11 protein-coding genes and 1 pseudogene are annotated in these 14145 nt (G+C 27.8%); 7 read left to right on the top strand and 5 right to left on the bottom strand.

The window, feature by feature from the left end; translation table 4 throughout:
* Positions 1-716 (bottom strand): lipoprotein 17-related variable surface protein (locus T386_RS0103225; RefSeq protein ID WP_029513710.1); only part of this gene is annotated, 716 nt, incomplete at its 3' end.
* A gap of 506 nt (positions 717-1222) precedes the next feature.
* Here T386_RS0103225 and T386_RS0103215 point away from each other — a divergent pair.
* Positions 1223-2107: an MAGa7180 family putative nuclease gene (locus T386_RS0103215; protein ID WP_029513709.1), complete on the top strand. Its 885-nt coding sequence runs from the start codon at positions 1223-1225 to the stop codon at positions 2105-2107.
* A gap of 39 nt (positions 2108-2146) precedes the next feature.
* Positions 2147-4312, top strand: a complete 2166-nt coding sequence (locus tag T386_RS0103210; RefSeq protein WP_029513708.1) for a Tex-like N-terminal domain-containing protein — start codon at positions 2147-2149, stop codon at positions 4310-4312.
* 80 nt (positions 4313-4392) lie between these two features.
* Here T386_RS0103210 and T386_RS0103205 read toward each other — a convergent pair whose 3' ends face one another.
* Complete coding sequence (locus T386_RS0103205) at positions 4393-4800, bottom strand: hypothetical protein (protein ID WP_029513707.1); 408 nt, start codon at positions 4798-4800, stop codon at positions 4393-4395.
* 201 nt (positions 4801-5001) lie between these two features.
* Here T386_RS0103205 and T386_RS0103200 point away from each other — a divergent pair, with 201 nt between their 5' ends.
* The 4 genes and pseudogenes from T386_RS0103200 to rplS all read left to right on the top strand — a co-directional run bounded on the left by T386_RS0103200 (position 5002) and on the right by rplS (position 8817).
* Positions 5002-7176 carry an ATP-dependent Clp protease ATP-binding subunit gene (locus T386_RS0103200; protein ID WP_051622796.1) on the top strand — a complete coding sequence of 725 codons (2175 nt, stop codon included), beginning with the start codon at positions 5002-5004 and terminating at the stop codon, positions 7174-7176.
* Positions 7177-7399: 223 nt separating this feature from the next.
* Positions 7400-7657 (top strand): annotated as a pseudogene (gene rpsP / locus T386_RS0103195) (30S ribosomal protein S16); the annotation flags it as partial.
* Between the two features lie 133 nt (positions 7658-7790).
* Positions 7791-8477: a tRNA (guanosine(37)-N1)-methyltransferase TrmD gene (gene trmD / locus T386_RS0103190; RefSeq protein ID WP_029513704.1), complete on the top strand. Its 687-nt coding sequence runs from the start codon at positions 7791-7793 to the stop codon at positions 8475-8477.
* Positions 8467-8817, top strand: a complete 351-nt coding sequence (gene rplS / locus T386_RS0103185) for a 50S ribosomal protein L19 (RefSeq protein WP_029513703.1) — start codon at positions 8467-8469, stop codon at positions 8815-8817. Before trmD ends, rplS begins: the two co-directional genes overlap by 11 nt.
* A gap of 118 nt (positions 8818-8935) precedes the next feature.
* On the opposite strand, the gene T386_RS0103180 is transcribed toward rplS, so the two are convergent.
* On the bottom strand, positions 8936-9931 hold the full coding sequence (locus T386_RS0103180) for a lipoprotein 17-related variable surface protein (protein ID WP_029513702.1): 996 nt from the start codon (positions 9929-9931) through the stop codon (positions 8936-8938).
* A 3-nt stretch (positions 9932-9934) separates the two neighbouring features.
* Entirely contained in the window at positions 9935-10786 is an 852-nt protein-coding gene (fmt, locus tag T386_RS0103175) for a methionyl-tRNA formyltransferase (protein WP_029513701.1), read from the bottom strand.
* 64 nt (positions 10787-10850) lie between these two features.
* On the opposite strand from fmt, the gene T386_RS0103170 reads away from it, so the two are divergent.
* Entirely contained in the window at positions 10851-13820 is a 2970-nt protein-coding gene (locus T386_RS0103170; RefSeq protein WP_029513700.1) for a lysylphosphatidylglycerol synthase transmembrane domain-containing protein, read from the top strand.
* A 118-nt stretch (positions 13821-13938) separates the two neighbouring features.
* On the opposite strand, the gene T386_RS04330 is transcribed toward T386_RS0103170, so the two are convergent.
* A partial coding sequence (locus T386_RS04330; RefSeq protein ID WP_036460025.1) for a hypothetical protein occupies positions 13939-14145 on the bottom strand: 207 nt, incomplete at its 5' end.

Here is a 14145-nt window from a genome sequence, read left to right as displayed (position 1 = left end):
CACAAGGCATCAAACTGTTTTGTAGAATAGAACTTATTTATAGACAAATTAGCAACTTTTGATGACTCTTTATGATCATATTTAAGCTTAAATGAAATATTTTTTATGCCATTTGGATCATCATTTTCATCGTTTGGTTTTGATACTCTAATAAGTTTAACATTAGGATATTTCTTTTTAAAAACAGAATCTTTTTTTAGAACAATATCATCTTCGAATTTTGATGGTAACTTGTCTTTTATATCTTCTGGCAAATCTAAATCATCGATCGTTAATTTTGATGTTAAATCATCTAATGCCAAGAGACCATCATCAGTTGATAATAATATATTATTAGCTATTTTATATTTTGCCTTGTTTAATCCGCCTTTTTTGTTTCTAATTTCTAATGAAAAAGATAATGTACCTTTAACATCATCCTTAGAATTAGAATCAATATTAGCAACTAATTCAACTTCAGGGAATTTCTTAATGATTAGATCATGTTGTTTGAATTTTATCATTTCAGGAGTAATAGTTGATGGAAACTTGTCCTTAATTCCGGTACTTTGTCAATCAATTAAATTTTTTGGATTCTTCTTAATTTGATCTAATAAAGCTTTTGATAAATCTTCTAATTCTTTTTTCTCTCACGATTTTGATGAGTCCTTAAGACCACTTAATGGTTGAGTCCACGCTTTATATTCATTTTTTCCGTTTTGAGATGTTCTAATCAAAAGCTTAATAGAACTATTGCCAACTATCTCTACATCATTAATTTGGAGATCATATTTTTTTGGATTAGAAATCTCTAAATAATTTTTTAAAGATTGTTTGTTCTTTTTAAATTCATCTACTATTTCCTTATTCGTGGTTATAGATGGATTAATTAATTTAAACTTAATATCATTTAGATAATTATATTTGCCCCCCCCCGCAACTAATGCTTGCTAATGGTGCAACTGTCGTGGTTAAAACAGCAGGGAGTGCAAAAATTAATGATTTTTTCAATCTGTTTCTTTGCATTATTTTCTCCTTATAAATTAAAAATTAATAATTAAATTATAAAACTATATATTATGGTAAGTATTGTTATGGAAAATAGCATGATGAAAAAATGGAAATTTTCATAAGGGTGCTATTTACAATTGATGTTAGTGATTGCTAAAATAATCATTTAAATACCATATAATAATATTTATTAAAAATAGAAAAAATATAAACTGATCAGAAAGAAAAAAATATGCCTAAATACTACAATGGAACACATTATATTCTTGATGAAAAAAATCAATGTGTCATTTTAAAAGATGAATTTCAACAACAATTACTTAGCAATGATAAATTCAAAAAATTTAAAAAAATGGGTGGTTCATCGATTGGGAATATTCTAACACCTGATAGATTCAATACAGAATTTAAAGCATTTTGTCACATTGCTCGGTTGGCCTTACCTGTTTTACAAAAAAAATATGTTAATGCTGGTGTTATTCTCGAACCTAAAATTATTGAATATTTACAATCATATTATGATAGAGATCCAAATAATGGTGGAAAAATTGAACACATTGAAGCTAGTGCTGTTGGTTATGATTATTTTGCTGATATTGATATTATCGGTGGTGTACCTGATGCCTTAGATAAAAAAAGAAAAAGAGTTTATGAAATTAAAACTGCACAAGCAAAAAAATATGATGAATGAAAACAAGAAAAAAATCCAGCAAATAGTAAAGGTATCCCAAAGTCATATAAAAAACAAGCACAGCTTTATACAAGTTTATTAGGTTATGACGAATATGCAATAGTAGCGTGTTTTTTGGAAGAAGAAGACTATGTTCATCCAGATAAAGTCGACTTAAGCAAACGTAAAATAGAATGTTTTTTGTTTAAAGTTAAAGGTAAAGATGAGCTAATAGCTCAGATTGAGGATGATAAACAAAAAATAATTGACTTTCATCAAAAATATAGTTTATATAAAGAAAAAGTATCGCCTAAATATGATCTTATAAATGATATAGATCAAGTTGAGTACTTAAGATGTAAAAATGAAGTGGAAAGAAAAAAATTATTTAATAATTGAAAAAGTAAAGGCAAAATTGATGATGATATTGACTTTGCAAGTTTCTAATTAGGCTGTTTTAAAGATAAAAACGAAAAAGGAGAGCGAATGGACTTATCAATTAATTTTGTGGCTAATGAATTAAATATTAAATATGAAAATGTGCAATCTGTGCTTACTATGATAAAAGAAGGAGCCACAGTTCCTTTTATTGCTAGATATCGTAAAGCACAAACCGGTGGACTTGATGAAGAAGTAATTCAATCAATATATGAAATGTACACTTATAATGTTGAGTTAAATAAAAGAAAAGAAGCAATTCTTAAAATTTTAGACGAAAAGAAACTATTAACGCCTGAGTTAAAATCCAAGATAGAACAAGCCAAAACAAAAGCTGAAGTTGAAAATATTTATGAACCATTTAAAGTTGGCAAAAAAACAAAAGCAACAGAAGCTATTAGCTTAGGCCTTGAGCCTTTAGCTAAAACTATTATGGAATCTACTGATCCAAAATTTAATCCATATAAAGAGGCAGAAAAATATTTAAATGAAAAAGTAAAAGATGTAGATTTTGCAATTGAACAAGCTCAATATATTATTAGTCAAATTATTTCGCAAGAAATTTCTAACCGTGAAATGGTTAAAAATCAAATATATAATTTTGGTTGAATAATAACTAAAAAGAAAAAGAATGCCGAAGATGAAAAAGAAGTTTTTCGTCAATATTATGACCATAAAGAAAGAGTTAAAAGCATTCCAAATCATAGAGTTTTAGCAATATCACGTGGTGAAAACCTCAAAATTATTTCTTATGATATTGAAGAATTTAACAAAGCTAAAATAACTTATGATCTCAATGAAAAGTATTTTAAAATTAAGACAACAGGCAAAATTATTCATAACTCTATTATTGATAGTTTAGATAGATTAATTTTCCCATCTATAATTAGAGAAATAAAATCTGATTTATTCGCTAGGGCTGAAAAAGAAGCTATTAAGTTATTTGCTGAAAATGTTGAGTCTATGCTTTTATTTCCAGCCGTTAAAGAAAAATGAATTATGGCTATTGACCCAGCTTTTGTTAATGGATGCAAAATTGCTATTTTAAATCCACAAGGGGACTTTAAAGAAAAAGGCTTAATTTTTCCTAACCCACCACAATCTAAAACAGAAATTGCAACTAAAATAGTTAATAACTTTTTAGATAAATATCCAATTGATATTATTGTAATAGGCAATGGAACAGCTTCAAGGGAAACAGAACAATTTATAGCACAGATAATTAAGAATAGAAAAAGCAAAAATATTAATAGTCAATTGCAATATGCAATTGTTTCAGAAGTTGGAGCATCAGTATATTCAGCTTCTGATTTAGCTATCAAAGAATTTTCCGATCTAAATGTTGAAGAAAGAAGTGCTATTAATATTGGTAGAAGATTTCAAGATCCACTCAATGAACTAATAAAAATCGATCCGAAGTCAATTGGTGTTGGACAATATCAACATGATGTTAACCAAAAAGAACTAACAAATGCTCTTCAATTTAAAGTTGATAAAGCTGTTAACTTAGTGGGCGTTAATTTAAATACTGCTTCACAAGAAATTCTTAAATACGTTTCAGGTCTTAATAATAAGTTAGCAGAAAATATAATCGAATTTAGAAATAAAGTTAAAAAATTTACGAATAGAAAGCAACTACTTGATGTTAAAGGTTTAGGTGAAAAAGCATATGAACAATCAATTGGTTTTTTAAGAATTTATGATTCAGAAAACTTTTTCGATAGAACAAGTATTCACCCAGAATCGTATATCCTAGCTCAAAAAATTGTTGATGAATTAAAATTAGACTTAAAAGATATCGATAAAGAATTATTACTAAAACAAAATTTAGATGAGCTATCTAAAAAATTCAATAGTAATATTTACGATATAAAATTGATTATTGACTCACTTTTAAACCCAACCAAAGACATACGCGATGATAAAAGTGGCTACATTTTAAAAGATAATGTACTTAGCTTAGATGATCTTAAAGAAGGCATGATTCTTGATGGTTCAGTTCAAAATATAACAGATTTTGGCATCTTTGTGTATGTTGGTATTAAACAAGCTGTTTTAATACATATTTCCAATATGAAAAAAGACAAAAATCATTTTATTTCTCATCCTAGTGAAGTTGTTAAAACCGGTGATAACATCAAATTAGAAATTATTGGAATTGACAAAGAAAGAGACAGAATTCAAGGTAAATTAATTTGAAACGATAAAATCTAACTCCAATCAAATTTACTAATATACTTGTTTTAAAGCCTAATAATAAAAAAGCAACACGCGTTGCTTTTTTAATTTTAGCTTTATTCAGCTACAATAGGGGGTCTATTATAATCTCTCTCTTTATGAACTAACACTACAATAGCAGCAATAAAAAGCAATAAACCAATGCCTAGAAATGTAGCAATAACTGACACTCATAAAAATATTTGTAAGCCAGAATTTTCAGTACAATTAATTGCCATTAAAATGCCTAAGACTAATTGAGCAATACTCATTGCTATTATTACAAAAAGAATAAATAAATTAATAAAGCTGGCGGTTACTAATGTTGCTAATTGCGACAAACTATTGCTTTCTGAGTCGTATGAATTTGTGTCACCAGCTTTTGCTATTGCTTGAAATATTAAAACTATCATTACAATTAGTAAAATTGCACTTATACCTTCTAATATTAAAAGTGCTTTTGCATATTTTTTAGCTTTTTTCATATTTCCTTTCGTGATACGATAATTTATTTTTGCATTTAAAATTGATATAAATTATATATTGATATTTATGTATTATTAACTATTTATTCTCATATGATTCTCATTCAAAATGAACTACCAAAATAATTTAATTATATTTTTAGCAATCTAACCATAAGAGTGCTAAAATATATTAATATAAATAAATGAGGAGGTAAAAATATGGATTTTAATTTTGAAGATTTATTTAATAATTTATCAGAAGATAATAAAAATAAAAAAAATGGTGATGAAAATGATCCTCTTAAATTGTATGGTAGAAATCTTACCGATTTAGCTGCAAGACATGAATTAGAACCTGTAATTAACAGAGATGATGAAATCCGTCGTTTAATAAGAATATTAAGTCGTAAAACCAAAAATAACCCTGTGTTAGTTGGTGAACCTGGCGTTGGTAAAACAGCAATTGTTGAAGGTTTAGCTAGAAAAATAGTTGAAGGTGAAGTACCTGAAAATCTTAAAAATAAGGATATATATGAAATTGACTTAGCTTCTTTAATAGCAGGAGCTCAATTCCAAGGCCAATTTGAAAAAAGATTAAAGAGTGTGCTCAAAAAAGTTGAAGACTCTAATGGCGAAATTATTGTCTTCATTGATGAAATTCATATGCTTGTTGGCACAGGCAGAAATGCTGATGGTGGCATGGATGCTGCTAATATTGTAAAACCTTTAATGGCTAGAGGAAAAATGCATTTAATTGGCGCTACAACTTATGATGAATATAGAAAATATATTGAAAAAGATGCTGCACTAGAACGCCGTATGCAAAAAGTTGATGTGTTAGAACCATCTATTGATGATACTATTACGATCTTACGTGGAATTAAAAGCAGATTTGAAAACTATCATAATGTTAAGATACAAGATGATGCATTAGTAGCTGCTGCAAAACTTAGCTATAGATATATTTCTGATAGATTTTTACCTGATAAGGCAATTGATTTAGTTGATGAAGCTGCTGCAACAATAAAAACTGAAATTAACTATGAACCAGAAGAATTAGAAAAAGCAAAGCAACGTCTAATTAAACTCAATATGGAAAAAATTGCTTTAAGCGAAGAAAACAAAAAATCACATGAAAAAAGGATTAAAGAACTAGAATCTCAAATTAGTGATATTAATTCTAAAATTGAAGGCTTGCAAAGCAAGTGAAACGCTGAAAAGAAGAATCTTGAAGATTTATCAAAATACAAGAAATATTTAGATGATTTATGATACAAAATCAATATTTATAAACGTGAAACTAAATATGAAGACGCTTCAAGACTTGAATATTCAGAAGTTCCTAAAATTGAAAAGAAAATAAAAGAACTTGAAACGAAAATTGCTAATTCATCTGAAAGTTTAATCAAAAATAGTGTAACGCCAGAAGAAATAGCAAACATTATTTCCAAATGAACTATGATTCCGGTTTCTAAACTTTTGGAAACAGATAAACAAAAATTATTAAACCTTGAAAATGAACTAAAGGCAAGAATTAAAGGTCAAAATGAAGCAATTTCTTTGGTTACTAAAGCTGTTTTAAGGGCAAAAGCTAACATTAATGACCCAAACCGTCCACTTGCTAGTTTCTTATTTACTGGGCCAACAGGTGTTGGTAAAACTGAATTAGCTAGAGTACTTGCTTTTTCAATGTTTGATAGTGAAAAACAAATGATACGTTTAGATATGTCTGAATATATGGAAAAACACTCAGTTTCTAAAATAATTGGCGCTCCTCCAGGATATGTGGGTTTTGATTCAGGCGGTTCATTGGCTGAAAAAATAAGAAAAAATCCTTATACAATTTTATTATTTGATGAAATTGAAAAAGCTGACAGAAACGTTTTGAACATACTACTTCAAATTTTAGATAATGGCGCATTTACTGATTCTACTGGTAGAACTATCAACTGTAGAAACCTAATTGTTATTATGACATCAAATATTGCAGCTAACGCTGAAATATTAGACAAATTAAATGAAGTGCCAAGCCTAAAGGCTGAATTGCTTAAATTCTTAAGTCCTGAATTCATAAACCGTATTGATGAAATAATTAAATTTAATCCATTGTCACAAAATGATGTTGAACAAATTGTTGTGTTAGAAATGAATAAATTAGTTAAAAGAATTTATGAAGCTAAAAACATAGAATTAAAATACAATCCTAAATTAGTTGAATATATAGCAGAGAATGCTTATGATTCTAATTTTGGTGCTCGTCCAATAAGAAGATATATTCAAAATAACATAGAAAGTATATTAGCATATCAAATCATTGATGGTTCAATAGTGCCAAATCAAAAGTATGAAATAAATGTATTTGCTAATAAATTTATTATTTCAAAAGCTAAATAACAAACGTTATAAAAATGCTTTATTGTAGTTTAAAACAACTAAATAAGGCATTTTTTTATTCACAAAAAATATGAGAAAATTACCTAGTTAATAACAAATTCAAAAATGAAAATTCTTTTCTAATATTTTATTTTTATGGTGTAAAATATTTACATATTTATTGCTGTCAAGCAAAACTACTTGACACATAATAAAAAATTTTTTACAGAAAAGGAGCAACCATATGGTTAAAATCAGACTAAAACGTTTGGGTAGTAAATTTAACGCTTGCTATAAAATTGTTGTTGCTGATGCACGTGCACCACGTGATGGTAGATTTATAGAAGCTATTGGTGAATACAACCCACATTCAAAAGCTTTTAAAATTAATGAAGAAGCAACTATCCAATGAATCAAAAACGGAGCTCAATTAACTCAAACCGTTTATAACTTATTTAGAACACACAAACTAAATGAAAAAATTAATGCTGCTTTAAAATCTAACACTAAATCAGTGCAAACTAAAAAAGAAGTTTCTAAACCTGCTAAAACAGTAGCTTCTAAAAAATCTACTAGCGCAAAAACAACTTCAACTAAAAAAACTGCTGCTAAAAAAGCATCAACTAAGTAAATAAATGAAGATAAATTTTTTAACTCTCTTTCCTAATTATTACCGTCCATTTAAAAAAGAGTCAATAATTGCCAAAGCAATTGAAAAAAAGTTAGTGAAAATAAAAGTTATTGACTTCCGAAAATATAGCACTGATGAAAAGCATCATAAAGTTGATGATGAAGTGTTTGGTGGAGGCCAAGGAATGCTGCTTAAAATTGAACCAATTGATTTAGCACTTAATTCAATAAAAAGTGGAGCAGGCTATAAAATTCTGGTTTCCCCTCAGGGTAAATTATTTGACCAAAAAAAAGCCGAAGTATTATCTAAATATGATGAAATAACATTTATTTCAGGCAGATATGAAGGCTTTGATGAAAGAATAGTTTCATTGGTGGATGAAGAATTATCAATAGGTGACTATGTACTAACTGGTGGTGAATTGCCTTCTATGGTGATGGCCGATTCAATTATCCGCTTAGTAGATGGGGTTATCAAAAAAGAAAGCCATGAGTTAGATTCATTTCAAGGCGATGGCTTACTTGATTACCCTCAATATACTCGTCCTAGAATATATAAAGGCATGGAAGTTCCTGAAGTATTATTAAACGGAAACCATGCTGAAATTGAAAAATGAAGAAAAGAAGAGCAATATAAAAAAACATTAAAAAATCGTCCAGATATTATTGAAAGGATTAAAAATGAGAAATAAATTAATAGAATTAGTTGAAGAAAAGCAATTGCGTACTGACTTCCCAGAATTTCGTGTTGGTGATAATGTTAAAGTTCACGTGCGTATCCGTGAAGGTGGTAAGGAACGTATCCAAGTTTTTGAAGGTTTAGTAATTAGTAAAAAAGAATCAGGTACAAGAGAAACTTTTACAGTTAGAAAAATTTCATTTGGCGTTGGTATTAATAGAACATTCCCTCTTAATTCACCTTTGATTTCAACAATTGAAGTTGTTAGATCTAATAAAGTTAGAAGAGCTAAACTTTACTATATGAAAGATCGTGCTGGTAAGGCTGCGCGTCTTAAGGAAATTAAAAGATAAGACTATAAAGCATTTGATAAAAGGCCTATGGTCTTTTTTTAAATCTATTGACTAATTCCTTTATAAAACAGCAAAATATAAAAAATCAACCACCTAAAAGTAATTGGTTTTTTAAAATCTAATTTGTTTTAAAACCAGTCAAAGTGATTTCTAAATCATCATAGATTTGCGTTGTTCCGGGTTTTTTAACTACACAATTTAAACTAATTAAAACCGTGCCCTTTTTTTCGTCATAAGATTTTTTTGAAAATGATTTTATTTCTAATTCATTTTTAGCAAATTTTTCACTGCCTGGTAATTGAATGTCTGTTAAGTTATCATGAGCAAATTTAGCACTAACTGATGATTTTTCTATGCTTTTTTCATCTTTTCCAATAAATCTTGCATTGTTATTTAAATCAAAATCAATGGCTGCTGGAATACTCATAAACTCAGTAAGTTTGATTTTTTTAATTAATTCATATGGTTCAGTGATATCAGTTGGCATTTTATGATTATATACAACTTTGTAGTCGACATATACCTCTTGCTTTAGATCGTCATAATAACGTTGATATAATGAAACATTAAAGTTTTCAACATTAATCGTACTTACTTTTTCAACACCAAAAATTTTGTCACAAACTTGGCTTGCTAAAAATGATGATTTCTGACTAGGATCATAGCCTTCTTTATACTTAATTTTAATATTATGAAATTTTTCATTGAGAACTTCATTTTCATTCACATTATTCCCTTGAAACCATTTATTAATATATGAATAAGCAGACATAAAACCACCAACAGATTGTTGTTTGTGCAATCTTTTGCCCCAACTTCAAACCAATTCATAATCAATAATTAATTCGCCTTTTTCAACATCATAACCAGCAATCTTTGGATTATTGATTTTTACATTATTTCCATTGTAGTTTTTAAATGAATATGTTAAATCTTCATCTAAAACTCTATCTGGAAAGATATTTTTCTTTTTAAGATTTTGTTTAATTTCAGCCGTTATTTCAACATCATCAGATAAAGTGCCAGAATCATTGCAAGAAGCAGACAAAATAACAGTTGCACTAGAAGCAACTAATAAAATAGGGAATAATAATGGTTTCGTGTATTTTTTCATTTCTTATATTATAATTTTTTTAACAGAGTTTACTCTCTTTTTTCCTTCAATATTATAGTCAGTGGCATATATTATGCCATCTTTTAAATGAATTTCAATCGCATTTTTAACAGGGCGCATATAAGCAAAATATATTTTGACTCTTTTATTATTTAAAATTATATAAGCTCCTGGATTCATTTCAAAGGCCCTTATTTTATTAATAGCCTCAGCACACGTTAGTTCTGAACTAATTAATGCATCCTCTTTATTTAATTTTGGACTTAAAGTAACTAAATCTTCATTTTGTATTTCTCTTTTTAATAAACCTTTATCAATATCTACTAATCAATTAACAATATTGTTTGATGCTAAAATGCTTAATTTAGAAAAAAGCGATGACGCTGTATCTTTTTCGTCAATATTTATTTTAATTTTAGCAAAGATATCACCCGCATCCATCTGTTTAACCATTTCCATCAAACAAATGCCTGTTTCATCATCATTATTTAACAGTGCATGTTGAATTGGTGCAGCGCCACGATACTTAGGTAATAAAGAAGCATGTATATTTAAATTTAGTTTTTTAGCAATATTTAAAACTGATGTGGGTATATATTGCCCAAAAGCTGCTGTGATTAAATAATCATAGTCGAGTTTTTTTAATTCATCAGCAATTTCGCCAATTTTTTCTGGCTGATAACAAGGAATATTATATTTTTGTGCTAATAATTTAACTGGTGTTTCAACAATCTTGTGACCTCTAATGCTTGGACGATCAGGCTGACTCACAATTCCCACCACATTAAAATTATTTATTATCTTTTCAAAAATTGGAACAGCAAAATCAGGGGTTCCTGCTAATAAAATTTTCATAATATTATTTTAATATAATATTTTATTATAATAACTAAATATAAGTTAATACATGGGAGAAATTATGGCATTAAATCCAATTTTAGAAAAGTGAAATAAGCAAAAATCGTTAGATTCCAGTTTTCCAAATATGTTATGAAATTTTAGCCGAAGAAATTCGCAAGAACAAATAGAACAAGCTTTTTCAACCAACATTCAATCAGTAGGGAATAGAATAATTTCAGACATTGGAATTGGCACTAATTTAATTAATGAATATACTATTACAGCATTAGCAAATGCTTTTTGCCAAACATCTGATAATGATTTATCAGTCCAAAAAAAAGTTTTTTTAATTTCAGATAATGCGTTTGAAACAAATTTATATTTGAATATTTTCGCACGTGTATTAACTCAAAAAAATATTCAACCCGTTGTTTTTCAAAATTCTAAAAATATACCAATTAGTCTAAAAAACTATGCAGCCTATAAAACCGGCTGCCATGCAATTGTTTCATTTCAACAATTTTTAGGTAAAAATAAAAAAGTACAAATTGCATTTAATTTTGGTTCTGGTGCTCCTTTTAGCGACAAAGAGATGCAAAAAATTATCAATGTTATTGATTCTACCGACTACTTATTGGTTAATATCCCTGAAAACAGTGCTAATTATATTTATAGTGATATTGATGATATCTATTATGAAACTATGAACAATAAATATTGTGGAAACAAATATTTAAATAGTAATTCGTTAAAATTATCTATTGATATTTCAAATTTTGAAAATAAAGATTTTTATTTAAGAGAATTGAATAATCTAAAAATTCCTTATGTGTCTGTAAAACGGTCAAAAAGTGCAAACTTTTTTTATATAAATAACCAAAAATATTTAGAAAGCTCATTATGAAAAGGAATTTTTTCTGGCTCAAAAATTAATATAGTTATTAATGAAGAAGGTACTGGACTAAATGTATGTATTAAACATAAAAAAGCAAACAAGTATTTTAAACCAGATGAATTAGCAGCTTTATATCTCAACTTTTTAATTAATGACGACCCTGATTTCGACAAGTCCAATTTATCAAAATATGTGATCGCTAAAAATTATTTTGTTGGCTCATTAACAAAGACTATAGCAACTGATTATGGTATTAGTACATATGAATTTGTAAGCCGCTCTAATACTTTTAATTGTTATAAGAAATATCCTGATAAAGAATTATTGATGAGCTTCACTAGTGGAAATGAATTTATTCCATACAATCGCATTTATGATGGCTATGATGCTAATCATTTCATGTTTGAATTATTAAGAATGGTTAATTTCTACCAACAAGAAAAAAACAAAGATATTTACCAAGTGTTACAAGAAATTTATGCTAAGTATGGACGGCACCAATTAACAGTAAAAACATATTCAGCAAATATAGCAGCTGCTAGAAGATTTTTCCAAAGGATATCTAAATTAGATAAGATAGAACCATCGTATGAAATTGTTAGAGTCCGCGATATTAAAGACGATAATATTTCAAAAAAAGTTTCTTTATATCAAATAGCATTTAGAAATAAAGAATATACATACATTAGATATAACAAATTTACTAATACCATTTCATTATTTTGTGAAACTATTGAACAAAATAATGAAGAAAACAAAGAACTTCAAATGGTTATCAGAAATAATGAAATTTTAAATGGTATCATGGACTTAAAAGAGGAAGAAAAGGAAGAAAAGTTCTCTCCTAAATCATTGATTAAATATTTGTTTTATGTCTCAGTTTTAATAGGTATTATTATTTTCTTGTTTTATTCAGTTTACAACTTGAAAGACGAATTTGGTGGTGGTGGGCCATCAGAGGTTCTACATGCTATATTTAAAAAGTTTTATGTAAAAAATGATATACCAGGATATGAACGAGCCGCTTCCGCGGGTTATTGAGCTAGATCTTCATTTGCTTTTATGTGCTTGTTGTTCTTAGTATATGCCTTTTTCCAAGCAATAATTTTTAAACGACTGATTTCCTTACAAGGTTATAAAATAGGTTGAAAAGATCTTTTTATTAGTACTGCTATTGGCCTAATTGTTCAAACCATTACCCCAAAATCCATTGGTGGTGATATTGCAACATATTGATATTTAAGAAAAAGAAACATTCCAAGATCAGTATTAATGTCATCAATTGTTGTTAATACATTCTTGTGACAAGTTGTAAATATTATCTCGACAGTTATATTTGTTCCTATGGGAATTGTTAGTTTTAGTAGTTTTTTTACCAGTGGGAACCCACATTCAATTACATTTAACATAATGCTTATTCTTGGACTTATTTTTGACACCAGCTTAACGGTTTTATTACTGATAATGACTGCAAGCAAAAGAATCCAAAATATAATTATCAAAATTATTATTTATTTCACTGAACGTTTTCCGTTTATAAGAGTTTACGATACTTATGCTATTCGAGCAAAACTTAAATATGAATTATTTAATATCAATAATTGTATAAAGAAGTCATTTAAAAACTTTTGATATTTTATTGAATTAACAGTTATTAAATTTGCCCCAACAATGATATCGACAACTGCACTACAAGCATTATCTCTTGATATGGTTAGAAACGACGTTGAATATGGTTTCTATATCAATTTAACTGTTCAAAATATTTTAATAAGAGTGGCTAATTCTGTATCACTAACACCGGGTGGAACTGGAACAAGTGATTATTTATATAAAGTCCTAATTAATGAATCACTAAAAGCAACTGCTTACGATAATCAAAGTATAAATGCTAATGCTGCTATTATGACAGCCATGACAACATTGGGTTGTGTAATAATGGGCTCATTATTATCAGCTATTTTATTAGTGTTAGTTTATATAGGCGAAAGAAGAGTTGATTTTTACCGTAAAAAAGAAAAAAATCTTAAGCTTATCTCTAACAATAATTTAGATAAAAAAGTTAAAATTAAGACCAACTACTATAAAATTTCAATGTCTCTTTTCTTTCTAATACTTACCGCGCTTACATTCACATTTATATTTGTTAATTAAACTTCTTAGGAAGTTTTTTATTTTTTCGGATGCGTGTATTTTCCCGAGTTTCCCAGTTGAAAATTTAAAAATTCCATATAAACCTTATTTATAGGCTTATATGGAATTTTTGGTATTTTTAATTACAATGTAAAACTTTCTCTATTATTTTAAAATTTGAATAATTTTCAGCATTGCTACCACTATTTTCGTACCATTTTTCAATAATAGTTCCATCTATTTTTTTAACAAACACATTTGCAGAATTAACAGCTTCATCTTTCATTTTTTTATTTAAGATATATAGTGTAAATTTCAACACAACAAGTGATAGAAAACACAATAC

Origin of the sequence: Mycoplasmopsis primatum ATCC 25948, assembly GCF_000702785.1 — a bacterium.
GTDB classification, from domain to species: domain Bacteria; phylum Bacillota_I; class Bacilli_A; order Mycoplasmatales; family Metamycoplasmataceae; genus Mycoplasmopsis; species Mycoplasmopsis primatum.
Note: the sequence above shows the minus strand (reverse complement) of the source record. Positions and strands in the feature narration are given on the sequence as shown.